This is a genomic window from Bradyrhizobium sediminis, assembly GCF_018736085.1.
In the GTDB taxonomy this organism is placed as follows: Bacteria; Pseudomonadota; Alphaproteobacteria; order Rhizobiales; family Xanthobacteraceae; genus Bradyrhizobium; species Bradyrhizobium sediminis.
Genome location: NZ_CP076134.1, coordinates 1,762,304 through 1,775,512, shown reverse-complemented (window position 1 = coordinate 1,775,512; position 13,209 = coordinate 1,762,304). Strand labels below are relative to the sequence as shown.

General features: G+C 62.8%; 22 protein-coding genes. 11 read left to right on the top strand and 11 right to left on the bottom strand.

Features of this window, described 5'->3' with window-relative positions:
- Nucleotides 1-24: 24 nt before the first annotated feature.
- The 3 genes from irr to nifH all read right to left on the bottom strand — a co-directional run bounded on the left by irr (nucleotide 25) and on the right by nifH (nucleotide 2,337).
- Nucleotides 25-531 carry a Fur family transcriptional regulator Irr gene (gene irr / locus KMZ29_RS08540; protein ID WP_215623291.1) on the bottom strand — a complete coding sequence of 169 codons (507 nt, stop codon included), beginning with the start codon at nucleotides 529-531 and terminating at the stop codon, nucleotides 25-27.
- Nucleotides 532-536: 5 nt separating this feature from the next.
- The gene (locus KMZ29_RS08535) at nucleotides 537-1,244 is read right to left on the bottom strand and encodes a nitrogen fixation protein NifQ (protein WP_369810120.1); all 708 of its coding nucleotides are present in this window, start codon (nucleotides 1,242-1,244) and stop codon (nucleotides 537-539) included.
- A 190-nt stretch (nucleotides 1,245-1,434) separates the two neighbouring features.
- Nucleotides 1,435-2,337, bottom strand: coding sequence for a nitrogenase iron protein (nifH, locus tag KMZ29_RS08530; RefSeq protein WP_215605566.1), 903 nt, complete (start codon nucleotides 2,335-2,337; stop codon nucleotides 1,435-1,437).
- A gap of 440 nt (nucleotides 2,338-2,777) precedes the next feature.
- On the opposite strand from nifH, the gene KMZ29_RS08525 reads away from it, so the two are divergent.
- From KMZ29_RS08525 to KMZ29_RS08510, 4 genes are all read left to right on the top strand, one after another.
- Nucleotides 2,778-3,212: a response regulator gene (locus KMZ29_RS08525; protein WP_215623290.1), complete on the top strand. Its 435-nt coding sequence runs from the start codon at nucleotides 2,778-2,780 to the stop codon at nucleotides 3,210-3,212.
- Nucleotides 3,213-3,223: 11 nt separating this feature from the next.
- Complete coding sequence (locus KMZ29_RS26980) at nucleotides 3,224-3,664, top strand: ArsC/Spx/MgsR family protein (RefSeq protein ID WP_215623289.1); 441 nt, start codon at nucleotides 3,224-3,226, stop codon at nucleotides 3,662-3,664.
- The gene (locus KMZ29_RS08515; RefSeq protein ID WP_215623288.1) at nucleotides 3,661-5,307 is read left to right on the top strand and encodes a SagB/ThcOx family dehydrogenase; all 1,647 of its coding nucleotides are present in this window, start codon (nucleotides 3,661-3,663) and stop codon (nucleotides 5,305-5,307) included. The genes KMZ29_RS26980 and KMZ29_RS08515 overlap by 4 nt, the downstream gene beginning before the upstream one ends.
- Before the next feature lie 65 nt (nucleotides 5,308-5,372).
- Nucleotides 5,373-6,125: an ankyrin repeat domain-containing protein gene (locus KMZ29_RS08510; RefSeq protein WP_249779932.1), complete on the top strand. Its 753-nt coding sequence runs from the start codon at nucleotides 5,373-5,375 to the stop codon at nucleotides 6,123-6,125.
- Nucleotides 6,126-6,182: 57 nt separating this feature from the next.
- Here the strand turns inward: KMZ29_RS08510 and KMZ29_RS08505 are convergent, their stop codons facing one another.
- The 3 genes from KMZ29_RS08505 to KMZ29_RS08495 are packed head-to-tail and all read right to left on the bottom strand — an operon-like array spanning nucleotide 6,183 to nucleotide 7,166.
- Nucleotides 6,183-6,548 (bottom strand): (2Fe-2S) ferredoxin domain-containing protein, encoded by a 366-nt coding sequence (locus KMZ29_RS08505; protein ID WP_215623286.1) that lies wholly within the window; start codon nucleotides 6,546-6,548, stop codon nucleotides 6,183-6,185.
- Complete coding sequence (grxD, locus tag KMZ29_RS08500; RefSeq protein ID WP_215623285.1) at nucleotides 6,545-6,877, bottom strand: Grx4 family monothiol glutaredoxin; 333 nt, start codon at nucleotides 6,875-6,877, stop codon at nucleotides 6,545-6,547. The genes KMZ29_RS08505 and grxD overlap by 4 nt, the downstream gene beginning before the upstream one ends.
- 55 nt (nucleotides 6,878-6,932) lie before the next feature.
- On the bottom strand, nucleotides 6,933-7,166 hold the full coding sequence (locus KMZ29_RS08495) for a BolA/IbaG family iron-sulfur metabolism protein (RefSeq protein ID WP_215623284.1): 234 nt from the start codon (nucleotides 7,164-7,166) through the stop codon (nucleotides 6,933-6,935).
- A gap of 115 nt (nucleotides 7,167-7,281) precedes the next feature.
- On the opposite strand from KMZ29_RS08495, the gene KMZ29_RS08490 reads away from it, so the two are divergent.
- From KMZ29_RS08490 to KMZ29_RS08460, 7 genes are all read left to right on the top strand, one after another.
- Complete coding sequence (locus KMZ29_RS08490) at nucleotides 7,282-8,364, top strand: xanthine dehydrogenase (RefSeq protein WP_369810089.1); 1,083 nt, start codon at nucleotides 7,282-7,284, stop codon at nucleotides 8,362-8,364.
- Nucleotides 8,365-8,400: 36 nt separating this feature from the next.
- A complete protein-coding gene (locus KMZ29_RS08485) occupies nucleotides 8,401-8,880 on the top strand; it encodes a hypothetical protein (RefSeq protein ID WP_215623283.1) in 480 nt (159 codons plus the stop codon).
- Nucleotides 8,881-8,964: 84 nt separating this feature from the next.
- The gene (locus KMZ29_RS08480) at nucleotides 8,965-9,345 is read left to right on the top strand and encodes a DUF59 domain-containing protein (RefSeq protein WP_215624195.1); all 381 of its coding nucleotides are present in this window, start codon (nucleotides 8,965-8,967) and stop codon (nucleotides 9,343-9,345) included.
- A gap of 43 nt (nucleotides 9,346-9,388) precedes the next feature.
- Nucleotides 9,389-10,159 (top strand): dienelactone hydrolase family protein, encoded by a 771-nt coding sequence (locus KMZ29_RS08475; RefSeq protein WP_215623282.1) that lies wholly within the window; start codon nucleotides 9,389-9,391, stop codon nucleotides 10,157-10,159.
- 99 nt (nucleotides 10,160-10,258) lie between these two features.
- Nucleotides 10,259-10,579, top strand: a complete 321-nt coding sequence (locus KMZ29_RS08470) for a hypothetical protein (protein ID WP_215623281.1) — start codon at nucleotides 10,259-10,261, stop codon at nucleotides 10,577-10,579.
- A gap of 81 nt (nucleotides 10,580-10,660) precedes the next feature.
- Nucleotides 10,661-10,906, top strand: a complete 246-nt coding sequence (locus KMZ29_RS08465; RefSeq protein WP_215623280.1) for a hypothetical protein — start codon at nucleotides 10,661-10,663, stop codon at nucleotides 10,904-10,906.
- 30 nt (nucleotides 10,907-10,936) lie between these two features.
- On the top strand, nucleotides 10,937-11,176 hold the full coding sequence (locus KMZ29_RS08460) for a hypothetical protein (RefSeq protein WP_215623279.1): 240 nt from the start codon (nucleotides 10,937-10,939) through the stop codon (nucleotides 11,174-11,176).
- A gap of 43 nt (nucleotides 11,177-11,219) precedes the next feature.
- On the opposite strand, the gene KMZ29_RS08455 is transcribed toward KMZ29_RS08460, so the two are convergent.
- Genes KMZ29_RS08455 through KMZ29_RS08435 form a run of 5 tightly spaced genes read right to left on the bottom strand, consistent with a single transcriptional unit; the run spans nucleotide 11,220 to nucleotide 13,063 of the window.
- Complete coding sequence (locus tag KMZ29_RS08455; RefSeq protein ID WP_215623278.1) at nucleotides 11,220-11,648, bottom strand: group II truncated hemoglobin; 429 nt, start codon at nucleotides 11,646-11,648, stop codon at nucleotides 11,220-11,222.
- A gap of 48 nt (nucleotides 11,649-11,696) precedes the next feature.
- The gene (locus KMZ29_RS08450; RefSeq protein WP_215623277.1) at nucleotides 11,697-11,864 is read right to left on the bottom strand and encodes a hypothetical protein; all 168 of its coding nucleotides are present in this window, start codon (nucleotides 11,862-11,864) and stop codon (nucleotides 11,697-11,699) included.
- On the bottom strand, nucleotides 11,861-12,199 hold the full coding sequence (locus KMZ29_RS08445) for a DUF6156 family protein (protein WP_215623276.1): 339 nt from the start codon (nucleotides 12,197-12,199) through the stop codon (nucleotides 11,861-11,863). The genes KMZ29_RS08450 and KMZ29_RS08445 overlap by 4 nt, the downstream gene beginning before the upstream one ends.
- Before the next feature lie 48 nt (nucleotides 12,200-12,247).
- A complete protein-coding gene (locus tag KMZ29_RS08440; RefSeq protein ID WP_215623275.1) occupies nucleotides 12,248-12,697 on the bottom strand; it encodes a Rieske (2Fe-2S) protein in 450 nt (149 codons plus the stop codon).
- 57 nt (nucleotides 12,698-12,754) lie between these two features.
- Nucleotides 12,755-13,063 carry a hypothetical protein gene (locus KMZ29_RS08435; protein WP_215623274.1) on the bottom strand — a complete coding sequence of 103 codons (309 nt, stop codon included), beginning with the start codon at nucleotides 13,061-13,063 and terminating at the stop codon, nucleotides 12,755-12,757.
- Nucleotides 13,064-13,209: the final 146 nt, after the last annotated feature.

Here is a 13,209-nt window from a genome sequence, read left to right as displayed (position 1 = left end):
AGCGTCGCAAATGCGACGCGTCGATCAAACCTGCTTTCGGCGCAGGTGGACGACGACATCTACCCCGGCAATCTCATAGCCCGGCAGCGGTTGCGGCAGCACGTCGATCAAGACGCCCGGTTCCGGAACGTCGAGCAGCCTGTCCTCAGAATCGACGAAGAAATGGTGATGTCCGGTCGGATTGGTATCAAAGAACGATTTCGACCCATCGATGCCGATCTGGCGCAGCAGGCCGGCATTGGTGAACTGGTTCAGTGCATTATAGACCGTCGCCCGCGAGATCTGAATCCCGATCGAAGTTGCCTCGGTATAAAGCATGTCGGCGGTGACATGACGGCCGCCCTTCGAGAACAGAAGTCCGCCAAGCACCAGGCGCTGATACGTCGGCCGCAGACCGGCCTCGCGGAGCAAATCGAGGCAGTCGTTCCCGATCAGGAGTCCCTGCTGCGTCTCGAACGGAACTTCCACTGCCGCGCCGGCGCATGGTTCCGAAGCAAGCTCAATCGGGGGCGTCGTCGCCGTCAGATCCATGATCATTACTCCGGCGGCCGGGAGGGCGATGCTGCGGTCGCGGAGAGAACGACCTGCAAGGATGCCTCGCGACGCCGGTCCGCCATCCGGCTCTCGCCACTCTCGTCGCCGAAACAAAGATCGAAGTCCCGGCATTCGGTACAAACCGGCGTCGTGCACATCACGAAGCCGTCGGACTCGCAGAGCGCCCGGTAAAAGAAGCGCTTCCACCGCATGTTTTGCGTGTTGCGGTTGGCGATTGGAGCGAAATGCCGCGACAGCAGGCGACTGAGTTCGGAGCGGTCGCGCAGGCCGAGATCTTCCCACAGATGGTTCGGTTCCATCGCGCGCCGGGCAATCATGGCGGCGAGCCAGCGACCGGCGTCGCCCTCGCTCGAGCGATGCGTCAGCAACAGATCGCGCACCATGGCGACCTCATCATCCTCGGCGTCGGCGTCCTGTGCGTACCAGGCCACACCCGTGCCGCAGGCCGCCGGAAACCACTGTGCCAGGAGACTGGCAAGATCGGCCGCCGCGAGTCCCGCCCGCTCGGCCAGCACGCCGTCCTCCATTGCCGCAACCGCCAGGATCGAGGCCAGCACATGCCCGTCGAAACCGGCATCATCGTCAATGACGGCGTCCGCCGGGTGACCTCCGGTCAACGCCCGGTAGGCCGCGGTTCCGATATGTTCACGACCGCGCGGCGTAGTCGGCTGCTCCACTGCGGGGAGCACTGATACTGCGTCGATTGACTGCTCTCGCTGCACCGCTGCTACCACAAACCGCTCCAAAGCCGGCTGTTCTGCCTCGCGCTGTCTTGCTCGTTTCAGCCGCCCCGGATTCACGATCGCATCTCGTTGAACGGATGCCGTTGGTAGTGCCGGCCCCTCTTGCGAGGGACCGGGTAGTGTCGACTGAAAGGCCTCAGGCCGCCGCGATCGCGGCTTCGGCGGCGAGTTCGGCAGCGGTCTTGCCGACGATGGCTTCGTCGACCGGCTTCATGATGCCGTGCTCCATCAGCATGTCCTCGAGTTCGTCCATGGTGATCGGGGTCGGGATGATGCCCTTGCCGCCGTTGTTGTGGATCTTCTCGGCGAGGCTGCGGTAGTGGCCGGCCTGAACCGAGTCCGGGGCATACTCCAGCACGGTCATGCGGCGCAGTTCCGCGTGCTGCACGATGTTGTCGCGCGGCACGAAGTAGATCAGATGGGTGCCGAGCTTCTTGGCCATCGCTTCCGCCAGCTCGAGTTCCTTGTCGGTCTGGCGCTCGTTGCAGACCAGGCCGCCGAGGCGCACGCCGCCGGAATTGGCGTACTTCAAGATGCCCTTGGAGATGTTGTTGGCGGCATACATCGCCATCATCTCGCCGGACATCACGATGTAGATTTCCTGCGCCTTGTTCTCGCGGATCGGCATCGCGAAGCCGCCGCACACGACGTCGCCGAGCACGTCGTAGGACACGTAGTCGATGTCTTCATAGGCGCCGTTCTCCTCGAGGAAGTTGATCGAGGTGATGACGCCGCGGCCGGCGCAGCCGACGCCGGGCTCAGGACCGCCGGACTCGACGCAGCGGATGTCGCGGTAACCGACCTTCATGACCTCTTCGATTTCGAGGTCTTCGACGCTGCCGGCGGCCGCCGCCAGGCTGAGGATGGTGTCCTGCGCCTTGGCGTGCAGGATCAGGCGGGTCGAGTCGGCCTTGGGGTCGCAGCCGACGATCAGGATCTTGTGACCCATCTCCGCCAGCGCCGCCAGCGTGTTCTGCGAGGTCGTCGACTTGCCGATGCCCCCTTTGCCGTAAAACGCGATTTGTCGTAGTGCAGCCATTTTGTTCTCCATGAACCGATTGCCAATGAGCCCGCGCATCAGCGCCAGACTCGTTTCTGTTACAGAACCGGGCACATGGGTTACGGGAAGGAGCGCATCGCTCGTCAGGCGTCTGCGTGCACTCAGCCCTCACTCCTTGTTCCGCACCCTCATTAGCAACCGCCGTGCCACTCCCCTTAAGTTGATGATTCAGCTTCTGAAACGCCCGGCTTTCTGAAAACAGCTGGATGTTTTGAAGCCGACAGCGGCCCTCCGGCTGTGTGGCGCCTGTTCGAAATCAGACAAGAAAGCCGGCCCGTGTTCGGGACGATCGCCGTCCATCGCCGATCACCGGCGCTTTCCGTGCAAGTGCTGCGTCCGCATCGCACGGAATGAAAATTGCTAGCAGCCCTGAGAGGCCGCACACGACGGAACATGGCCGGCAAACAAAGGAGGTTGAAATGCAGATCGGCGTCGAAACATCGAAGGCTGTCGACCAGCGGCGCGTGTTCGTCATCGACGATGACGAGATCACCCGCGCCGCGCTGCAGTTCATGTTGCACGACGAAATCGAAACCCACGAGCTGGTGAGCCCCGAAGAGGCCTATGAAAAGGGCGTCGACTGGCTCAAGCCCCATGTCGTGCTGCTTGGCGTCTCGTTCCTGAAGCAGAGGGGCGCGGCATTGATCGGCGAACTGGTGGCGAAATTCCCCGGCGTCCGCATTCTCATCATTTGCGCGAAGTCTGACGAAGCCACCGCCCTGGATGGTTTGAAGGCCGGCGCGCATGGCGCACTGGTCAAGCCGCTCACCCTGGAGAACGTCCGGAAGAAGGTGGATACGATCCTCGGCCGGGACGGCGCGGCGCCGCTGGTCCAGCTCGGCCTTCCCGCCTAGGTTTGGCCAGGATGGCGACGATCCAGTTCTACCAGAAGCCGGGCTGTGCGACGAATGCGCGCCAGAGGCGGATGCTCGAGGCTGCCGGTCATACCGTCATCGCAAAGAGCCTGCTAGCGGAACCATGGACCGCCGAGGCGTTGCGCGGCTTTTTCGGATCAACCCCGGTGACCGCGTGGTTCAATCCGGCCGCGCCGCGCGTCAAGTCCGGCGAGATCGTGCCTGCAAAACTCGACGCCGCGAGCGCGCTCGCGCTGATGCTCGACGATCCCCTGCTGATCCGGCGGCCGCTCGTGGAAACGGAAGGGCAAAGATGCGCGGGCTTCGACCGCGAACCGGTCACAACCCTGCTTGGCGACCCCGTCGGCGACGACGTCGAAGCCTGCAGCCGACCGCCGGTATCGGTGTCCTGCCCAGATCCTGTTCCGTCATCGATATCCCCGTCGCAATGAACGTCGCGGCAACACAGGCCTTGAGCCCCGCGGACATTGTCTTCGCTTATCACGCGCGGACAAAGCACACGCTCAAGCGCTACGCCGCCGGCCCCGAAACGCTCGACTGGGACACGCAGCCCAATCCGTTCCGCGAATTCGCGGGCTGCGCGCGAACTGAACTCGATCTTGGCGCTGACCAGCTTGCAACGAGCTTTGCCCAGGCTTGCACGCCCGGCGGAATTGCCCCGGCTGCGCTCACGATCGAAACGGTCGGCAAGCTGCTGGAGCTTTCCTTTGGCCTCTCCGCCTGGAAGGAATACGGGCCGGATCGCTGGGCGCTGCGCTGCAATCCATCGAGCGGCAATCTGCATCCGACCGAAGCCTACATTCTCTCCCGCAACGTGCCCGGCATCATCGACGGGCTGCACCACTATTTGAGCCGCGATCATTTGCTGGAGTTGCGATGCCGGAGCAACGATCAATCCGGCGCGCCGGGCCGGCTCTGGATCGGCCTCTCATCGGTGCAATGGCGGGAAGCCTGGAAGTATGGCGAGCGCGCGTTCCGCTATTGTCAGCTCGATGTCGGCCATGCCCTCGGCGCTCTGCGCTATGCCGCCGGCGCGTTGGGATGGCGCGCGACGCTGGTCGAGGATCTGACGAGCACCGAACTCGCGGCATTGCTGGGCCTCGATCGCACCGATGCCTTTTCGGGCGTGGAAGGCGAAGACGCCGAGCTCCTGATTGCGATCGACTCTGCCCCATCGACGAACCCGGCGCCGGAACATGGCGTTCCCGGCACCCCTGAAAGCGACCGAAATCAATGGGCCGGACAGGCGAACCTGCTCGATCCGCATCCCCTCTATCGCTGGCCCGCGATCGGGCAAGTGAGCCAGGCCACGCAGGGACGGGGCAGCGGCTTGCGATCGGATTTTCCGAACTATCCGCCCCTGCAGCAAAGCTCCGAAGCCCGCGCCACAGATGTCATCCTCGGCCGGCGCAGCGCGCAACGCTTCGACAGCAAATTCAGGATGAGCGCGGATACCTTCTATCGTCTGCTGGATTGCCTGCTCGATCGACCGAACGCTCCCTGGGACGTCTGGAATTTTGCGCCGTGTATTCATCCCATCTTCTTCGTCCATCGGGTCGATGGGCTCGACCCCGGCGTCTATGCATTGCCGCGAAGCACCGCGGCGGCACATGCTCTCCGCAGGCAACTGCGCGGCGATTTCGAGTGGCAGACCCCGGAAAGAACGCCGGCACATCTTCCCTTTGTCAGGCTGCTGCGAACCGATTGCCGGGTCATTGCGAGGACCATGAACTGCCACCAGGCGATTGCCAGCGACGGCTGCTTCGCGCTCAGCATGCTCAGCGAATTCGACTCCATCGTCAGCGCCAACCCCTGGCGCTACCGCCAGCTGCACTGGGAAGCCGGACTTCTCGGGCACGTCCTCTACCTGGAGGCGGAAGCCGCCGGACTGCGCGGCACCGGCATTGGTTGCTACTTCGACGATGCCCTGCATGAGATACTTGGAATCGCCACCACGCAATTTCAGGCGCTCTACCATTTCACCGTCGGACGGCCTCTGATCGATGGCCGCATTTCGACATTGCCTGCCTATCCGGGCAGGCGGATACAACCGTTCAAGGAAACCCCGGCATGAGACTGCGCCCCCCGTTCCAGCGCATCGACATCCAGCAGGCCGGGGCTCTCATCTCGCGCGCCGATCTGCTCGTGCTCGACGTTCGCGACGCCGGCTCCTTCGACAACTCTCACATCCATGGCGCGCAGCACGTTTCATCTGCCAACCTGTCGGGCGTTCTCAACGCCACCGCCAGAATTCGGCCGGTTCTGATCTATTGCTATCACGGCAACGCCAGCCGCGAATATGCGCAGATCTTTTCCGATTTCGGGTTCTCCGAGGTCTATAGCCTCGACGGCGGATACGAGGCCTGGCGCAGCAGGCCACCGGCGAGCGGAAGCGGCGCGCCCGATGCTGGGTTGGAGCAATGGCTGGTCGCGCAGCATTTCCCGCCTGCCGGCGTCAACGCCGTCATCGCCAACGCCACGACACCGCTGATGAGAGCATCCCACATTGGCGACGGCAAGATCGTTCGCTTGCTGATTGCCGCGGGCGCCGAGGTCAATGCACGAAATGCCGATGGCAACAACGCGCTGTGGCTCGCCTGCGTCGGCGGCCACCTGGATCTGATCGACACCCTGGTCGAAGCCGGGATCGACCTCGACAATCGGAACGACAATGGCGCGACGCCCCTGATGTACGCGGCCTCGTCGGGCAAGGCGGCCGCCGTCGAGCGTTTGCTGGCAAAGGGGGCCGACGTCACCCCGGAAATGCTGGACGGCTTTTCGGCGCTTGACCTCGCGCAATCCATCGAGTGCCTGACGCTCCTTCGCCCCAAGCGCAGCGGACGAAGCACAGCCCAATCGGACGCCGGCCCCAGCCCATCTCCAGGCCCCTGAAACCCGCTCGGCGCCTTCAAGGAGCGAAGCATTTTCTCGACTACGGAATGCGACGGCTCAGCGCCGCGTCAGCACCATGACGAGGCGATCCACCCGCTTGCCCTGCTTGAAATGCTGTTCGACGATTTCGTCGATATCCTCCGGTGTGGTCGGCCGATACCAGACTCCCTCGGGATAGACGACCATCAGCGGACCGGCCTTGCAGAAGCCGAGACAGCCCGAGGCGGTAAAGCCGATCTCGGCCAGTCCTTCGGTCTCGATCGCCTTGCCCAGCCGATCCCATAGCGGCTGGGCGCCCAAGGCCCCGCAGCTTCCACGCGGATGGCCCGGCGGCCGCTGCGTGTGGCAGGCAAAGACGTGATGTTTATAGACCTGCGGGAGGTCGAAATCGGATGCTTCCGCGATGTCAGCCGTGTCTGTCATGTCGTGGTCGCAATTCCCTTGTCGCTCAACAACGCCTTGAGCTCTCCGGCCTGAAACATTTCCCTGACGATGTCGGAACCGCCGAGGAATTCGCCCTTGACGTAGAGCTGCGGGATGGTCGGCCAGTTCGAGAAGGTCTTGATGCCCTCGCGAATTTGCGGATCAGAGAGCACATCGACGCTCTTGAACGGCACCGCGAGGCTGGAGAGGATCTGCACCACGGCTGCGGAAAATCCGCATTGCGGCGCGGCCGGCACGCCCTTCATGAACAGCACGACGTCGCTGCTTGCGATCACGTCCTTGATACGCCCGGCCGTTGAACTCATCATCTTGTTCTCCTCGATGGTTGATTGCGTTTGGCCCGCCGGATGCCGACGAGGGCCACTACTTCGGCGCCACGGTTTCGAGAGCCAGCGCATGGAGGGCGCCCCCCATCTGCCCCTGCAGCGCGGCGTAGACCATCTGGTGCTGCTGGATCCGGCTTTTGCCGGTGAAGGCCGCGGAGGTGACGCGCGCGCCGTAATGGTCGCCGTCCCCGGCGAGGTCCACGACGACGACATGCGCATCCGGGAAGGCCTGCTTGATGAGACGTTCGATGTCCGGTCCGGCCATTGCCATCGCGTTCGCTCCTGCTGTGACGATCTCCTGGCTTCTCCTTGCAAGGTCCAAACCAACTCGCCAACAGCACCGGGCTCTCGCCGCAACGCTGGAATAGCGTTCCGATTTTCACATTTTGGCGCGAAGGCACGCCGTCAGATGTCGGGTTTACGACATCCAACGCCGGCACTGTTCCGGATATGACGCGCGTCCCGCGTCCGATCACGACGGAAACGCCATATCCGCACTGAAATGCCGCATCCGGTCGATCGCAGTGGTTTTTTTATCTCTTCTATTCTGGCCTCGATCTCCTCGGCCCGGCTCTTGCTTCCAGAATGGAACTCGACGGCCAGCCATGAGAACCCAGACTATGCGGCTCAATTCACCTGATCGATTCGCCGTGATTCTCGGCACCAACGAGATTGCTTCGGCCGTCGCGGTACTGCTTCGCCGCAATGGCTATGGAGTGGTCCTTTCGCATGATCCGTTGCCGCCGGTGATCCGGCGAAAAATGGCCTTCCATGATGCGCTGTTCGAGGATGCGGTCAGCGTTGCCGGCGTTGCAGCGCAGCGGGCCGACACCGGCTTCGAAATTCGCGCCAGTTTCGGACGCGCGCCCGGCGTTCTCGTCACCGAGCTTGGGCTGCTTGATCTCATTGTCCTGCGCAGCCTGGATATTTTGGTGGATGCCAGGATGCAGAAATATCTCGCCACCCCCGATTTGCGCCGGCTCGCCCGATTGACGATAGGTCTCGGCCCCGGCTTTTGCGGCGGCTCCAATTGTGACGTCGCGATCGAAACGTGGCCGGGCAAAGCGGGACAGATCGTCCGGCAAGGGCCGGCGGATCCGCCCGATGGCGTGTCGCGCCGCCTTGGAAATCACTGGGGGGAACGCTTCGTCCGCTCGGAATGCTCCGGCCGATGGAAGACGGCAATCGAAATCGGCACGCGTGTCTTCAAGGATTACGTCGTCGGCCATCTCGGAAACATCCCGGTACGCGCGCCGTTCGACGGCATCCTGCGAGGCGTCGTCCGCGACGGGACCGAGGTGCCCTCGGGCGTAAAGCTTCTTGAAATCGATTCCCGCGGGCGCAAGGCGAACTGGACCGGCATCGACAGCCGGGGCCAGCTCATTGCGAACGCCGTGGCAAAGGCTATTTCGTTGCATCAGCCGAATGTTCCGGAGAAGACCGGCCAGACGCTTCACCTCGTCAAGTGAGCCCGCAGCGATGAGCATCAACGTTCCGGGCGTCACATGACCGAGCTGTTCGCAGAACGCGACACGATCAATTTCGGAGACCTTCCCGAAGACGTCGACGCGTTGCTGCAACAGGGAGTCGCGGTCTATCGCCACGATCGCGCGCAGGCGGACCGGCTGTTTCGGCGGGCGCTGGCGGCGGCGCCGGCGCAGCTTCCGATCTACTTCTGCCTGTACAAGATCCATACCTATCAGGGCCATCTCGACCAGGCGCAGATCGCGGCAGAGAGCGGCCTTAGGGAAGCGGCAAGCCAGGCAGGATGGGACGCCGACTGGCGGCAATGGCAGCCGCAGCGCGTTGTTCCCGATGGCCCCGGCCGTTTTGCGCTCTACACCTTGAAGGCACTCGCTTTCATCCATCTGCGGCAGAACGACCCGCAGCGAGCCAACCAGATGCTCGCAGCTTTGCAGCGGCTGGATCCCGCGGGCGCCGTCGGATGGCCGGTCGTCGCGGCGCTGGCCGAGGGCGTCAGTTGAGAAGCCGGCTGGCATCGACCTTGCAGAGAATGATTCGCAAGAGCTGAGACGAGGGGATGGTCACAAAACGGAGACCGGCGAATGATGGATGATGGCAGAATCGATGTCGCCTCACCGACGCTTGCGGGCGGTGACGCGCTGGCTCCCTCCGAGACAGGCTCGAGCAGCCTGACCGAGCGCATCATCGCTGCGCTGCGCACGGTGCATGATCCGGAGATACCGGTAAACATCTACGATCTCGGACTGATTTACCGGATAGAGCCGAAACAATGGGGCCATGTTGAGATCGACATGACACTAACGGCGCCCGGCTGTCCCGTCGCCGGCGAAATGGTGAAGATGGTGCAGACAGCTGTCATTGGCGTCGAGGGCGTCGGCACCGTGGATGTCAATCTTGTGTTCGATCCGCCCTGGGACAAGTCACGAATGTCGGAAGACGTTCAACTGGAACTGGGCTTGATCTGAAATCCACCTTTGCAGCAACAGAACCGAGAGAGACGAGGACACCATGATCGAGCTGACAGCCGGCGACGGACACAGGTTTTCCGCCTATCGTGCCGATCCCGACGGGATGCCAAAAGGCGCCGTCGTCGTCATTCAGGATCGCTTCGGCATCAATCCCCAGATCCGAAAGGTCACGGACGAATTCGCCGCGAAGGGCTATCTCGCCATCGCGCCAGCGCTTTTCGACTCCGTGAAGGCGGACGTCGCACTGGGTTATGACGAAGGCGGCCTCGCCGAGGGCGCGAACCTGATGCAACAGGTCGGCACGGACCGCGCGATCGGCGATATTCAAGAGACGGTGGATGCCGTCAAGAGCGCCGGCAAGGTGACGGTCGTCGGATATGGCTGGGGCGGATACCTCGCCTACGTTTCCGCCAATCGCGTCAGCGGAGTGGCATGTACCGTCGGGTATTATGGCGGCGGGATCGTCGACGATTACCGCGAAAAGCGGAAAGTGCCTACCCTGCTGCATTTTGGCGAGGCCGATCCGCTGACTCCCCTCGAGCAGGTTAGCCAGTTTCGATCGCACCGGCCGGATGTCAGCGCATTCTCGTATCCGGGCGCGGCGCACGCGTTCAATTGCGACGACCGCGACAGCTATCACGACGAGGCGGCGAAAGCGGCACTGGCACGGACGCTGGTGTGGATCTCCCAATATGTCGAGGGCCAACCCCCGATCGCCCTGAAGAATGCCGGGGCCTACGCCCAGGCCAAGGTCGAGAAGAAAAAGAAGAAGAAAGAAGGCGCCGACGATCTCGAACCGCCGATGGATTGATGCGACAACGATGCGGAGTGAAGCGCCAGGACATAGCTGCAACGCAACCGGCGACCGCTCCGAGATCGATCGCCTGCCGCGCGGGGCGCAGAGAAAGCGATGAGCGTCATCAGGCACGATTTCGGTACCGAGGATCGCAAGGCCGCGCGCCGCCTGCGAACGCTTCTGGAACTGAGCGCCTTGCACGAGGCGAACATTCGCGCCAATCCCCTGCCCTACCTGGAGCGGGCGAGCGAGCGGATCTTTCAGCTCGAAAAAGTCCTGTTCGAGGCGGTTGAAGCGGCGACATCCCGATCGGCGCCGCTCGCCTCATCCGAAATGATCAGCATCAGCAAGGCGGAATACGATCGCTTTCTGGCCTGCCTTGCCATCATCGAGAAGGGATTGGCGAAGCTGGTTTCGGACGCTGACGGTCCGTAGTCCGCGCAATGCGGCTGGGGCAGTCGCGAACCCGATCGAACCCGTCAGAGGTCGACGGGAATGACTTGAAGGAGACTTTCGATGTCGATAGCAGCCGGTTTCTTCATCGATTGGGATGGCAACGCCCGCTCAACGCTCGATCCGGGCGGCGGTTATCTTTGCGAGACCGATCCCGGGGCCCGCTATGTGGCGATCACCACCAAGGGCGGCACATTGGTTCACGAGGGCACGTTCTACAAGAGCCTCTCCGACATCGAAAAAGCCGGCGTCAAGGCCCCGCTTGTAGCCGGCGCACATCCCTGGGGCCGACGGGAAGACGGGTTCTAGCCATCGGACTTGATGGAAAGGAGAGAAGATATGCTTCCGACCACCATTGTCATCGACGAGGCGCCGCGATGCGTCGTGCGTCCGACCGACACCAAGGACCTCAATCGTTTCATCCGAAACGGGAAGGCCTACCTGCTCGCCGAAAACCCCGACGGCAAGATCACCCATCGCAACGCCGACGATTCCGAGGCTGCAAAATGGCGCAGCGCGCTGGCGTTGCACAAGGCCTGGGGCGGCGACGAAGAGGCGTTTTTCGGAACCCCGCTGTGATCGAAGCCGGAGCCAGGTTGCCGCAGCGATCTCACTGCTTGTCTCAGGGACGCCCGGTTCCGGCGTCGTGAGGATTGCCGGCCTGGTTGCGCATCCAGTCCGCGAGCTTGGTCAACGCCATGTCGAGTTCCTGCCGCGCATTGCCGTCTGCGACCGTCTCCTCGAGCGCACCGCGCATACAGAGCAGCCATGCATCGCGCTCGGCGTTGCCGATCGCAAATCCCATATGCCGCTGCCGCAGCCGCGGGTGGCCCTTTTCCGGAGAATAGAGCTTGGGGCCGCCGGTCCACTCGGTCAGATAACGCTTGAGCACATTCTTGACCGGCCCGAGATCCGCCGCGTGCATGGCCCTGATCGTGGTCGCTTCAGGCAGCGCGTCCATCCTGCCGTAGAATGCCTCCACCAGCCGATCGACGACGACGGCGCCGCCGATTCGCTCGAACATCGATATTTCCGCTACGATCTCAGACATCATTCACTCCGGGGTCGCCGCGCATGGCGGCGACGTTCGACGAAAAGATCACTCATCCATGTTCGGCAGCAAGATGACCTCGGCCGGCGCGCCGGCCCCCTGTTCCTCGACGAAATCGAGCCCGGCGACAAGCGACAAACCGCCGCCGCTCTCCATCAGGACGACCGCATCCTTTGGCATCTTCGCCAGCGCTTCAAGCAATCCTGCGACCGTCATGGGCCTTCCTCGTCAATTCCCGCCGCCCTCACGGGCCGAACACCGGGCGCCGCGGCCTCGTCGAAGTCGAGCGCCGCCGGCTCCTCATCCGGCATTGCGATCTCCGCCCGCTTCAACGCGCCATTGGCGTGATATTCGTAACGGTGCGAGAGTTCAACCTCGCCATAAACGACCTTGTCGAAACCGCTCAACTTCCCCGCCTGGTCGAAATAGGCGCGGATGAAGGTGTTGCGGTGCGAGAGCATTTCCGGATCGATCGGGTTCACGAGGTTGAAAGGCAGTTTGACGCCGCTATAGGAGACGAAGAACCTGCACTCCCGATTCACATCGTCCATTCACAGGCCTCCTCGTTGGGCCGTCGCCGGGCGGCGCAGCTCCCCTCGTCAATCCGGATGAATCATGATTTCCATGGTATCGTCGAGTTCATCGAACGGATTGGGCACGCCGTGGTCCTCGACCAGCGCAACGCCGCAAACACAGACGTCGCCATCGACCACCGCGAGCGCGATCGGCTCCAGGCTCTTGTCCTTGCACCGTCCGTCGATGCACAGCCCGGTTTCAATCTCGAAGGTCGAACCGTGCCTGCCGCATTTGAGGAATGCCCGATCCGGCGTGAAGAAGTTGCCTTCCCCGAAATTGAGCCAGATGCCTTCATGCGGGCAGGAATTGACATAGCCGAAATAGCCGTCGGCATGGGTCCGGACGATGACGATCGGAAACGGCCGGTTCTCGCCGGCCTCGGTGACGCGCGACAGGCTGAAGGCCCTGGCATCGCCCCGCTCGATGTCGTCGGCAGCGCAAACGGCGAAGACCTCAAGTTCAGTTGACGACATCTCCCGACCTCGTTCCGCGAGCGGCGCGCCTTTCATGCCTTACCCCCCTGCCATCGCTCAGAGCGCTGAAAGCGTCCGCGCGCCCTTGAGCGCCGGATAATTCTCTCGAAGGAGTTTCTCGATCTTCTTGCACAAGCTCTTGTCGCATGCGGCGCCCGGACCGACGAAGTCCGTTCCCTGCTCCCAGATCTCGAAGAAGCAGTGCAGCGACTCTTCATAAGCTGCGTCCGGCACGGCGCTCAGATCATTCAGCTTGGCCGTCCCGTCAGCCAGGACTTCGAGACGCCAGCTCCGATCATCCTCGACCGAAGCAAGCAGCGCGCTGACATCAGCGGCGGACCATTCGCTCTTGAGATCGATCGCCATACCTGTCCTTGTCGCAAAGACGACATTGCTGTCGTACTCGCCCCATCGACGAGCCCGCAAAACACTACTGACCCGATATTTGCATGAAGCATGCCGCGAGGGCGCGTGCGCCCGGGATCCACTGTTCCGCGAGATGCCGAAAGGAC

Bases quoted from the DNA above. Each gene is read 5' to 3' on its own strand.
- irr (WP_215623291.1), bottom strand. From the start codon at position 531: ATGGATCTGACGGCGACGACGCCCCCGATTGAGCTTGCTTCGGAACCA.
- nifH (WP_215605566.1), bottom strand. From the start codon at position 2,337: ATGGCTGCACTACGACAAATCGCGTTTTACGGCAAAGGGGGCATCGGC.
- KMZ29_RS08525 (WP_215623290.1), top strand. From the start codon at position 2,778: ATGCAGATCGGCGTCGAAACATCGAAGGCTGTCGACCAGCGGCGCGTG.
- KMZ29_RS26980 (WP_215623289.1), top strand. From the start codon at position 3,224: ATGGCGACGATCCAGTTCTACCAGAAGCCGGGCTGTGCGACGAATGCG.
- KMZ29_RS08515 (WP_215623288.1), top strand. From the start codon at position 3,661: ATGAACGTCGCGGCAACACAGGCCTTGAGCCCCGCGGACATTGTCTTC.
- KMZ29_RS08505 (WP_215623286.1), bottom strand. From the start codon at position 6,548: ATGACAGACACGGCTGACATCGCGGAAGCATCCGATTTCGACCTCCCG.
- grxD (WP_215623285.1), bottom strand. From the start codon at position 6,877: ATGATGAGTTCAACGGCCGGGCGTATCAAGGACGTGATCGCAAGCAGC.
- KMZ29_RS08495 (WP_215623284.1), bottom strand. From the start codon at position 7,166: ATGGCAATGGCCGGACCGGACATCGAACGTCTCATCAAGCAGGCCTTC.
- KMZ29_RS08485 (WP_215623283.1), top strand. From the start codon at position 8,401: ATGACCGAGCTGTTCGCAGAACGCGACACGATCAATTTCGGAGACCTT.
- KMZ29_RS08480 (WP_215624195.1), top strand. From the start codon at position 8,965: ATGGATGATGGCAGAATCGATGTCGCCTCACCGACGCTTGCGGGCGGT.
- KMZ29_RS08475 (WP_215623282.1), top strand. From the start codon at position 9,389: ATGATCGAGCTGACAGCCGGCGACGGACACAGGTTTTCCGCCTATCGT.
- KMZ29_RS08470 (WP_215623281.1), top strand. From the start codon at position 10,259: ATGAGCGTCATCAGGCACGATTTCGGTACCGAGGATCGCAAGGCCGCG.
- KMZ29_RS08465 (WP_215623280.1), top strand. From the start codon at position 10,661: ATGTCGATAGCAGCCGGTTTCTTCATCGATTGGGATGGCAACGCCCGC.
- KMZ29_RS08460 (WP_215623279.1), top strand. From the start codon at position 10,937: ATGCTTCCGACCACCATTGTCATCGACGAGGCGCCGCGATGCGTCGTG.
- KMZ29_RS08455 (WP_215623278.1), bottom strand. From the start codon at position 11,648: ATGTCTGAGATCGTAGCGGAAATATCGATGTTCGAGCGAATCGGCGGC.
- KMZ29_RS08450 (WP_215623277.1), bottom strand. From the start codon at position 11,864: ATGACGGTCGCAGGATTGCTTGAAGCGCTGGCGAAGATGCCAAAGGAT.
- KMZ29_RS08445 (WP_215623276.1), bottom strand. From the start codon at position 12,199: ATGGACGATGTGAATCGGGAGTGCAGGTTCTTCGTCTCCTATAGCGGC.
- KMZ29_RS08440 (WP_215623275.1), bottom strand. From the start codon at position 12,697: ATGTCGTCAACTGAACTTGAGGTCTTCGCCGTTTGCGCTGCCGACGAC.
- KMZ29_RS08435 (WP_215623274.1), bottom strand. From the start codon at position 13,063: ATGGCGATCGATCTCAAGAGCGAATGGTCCGCCGCTGATGTCAGCGCG.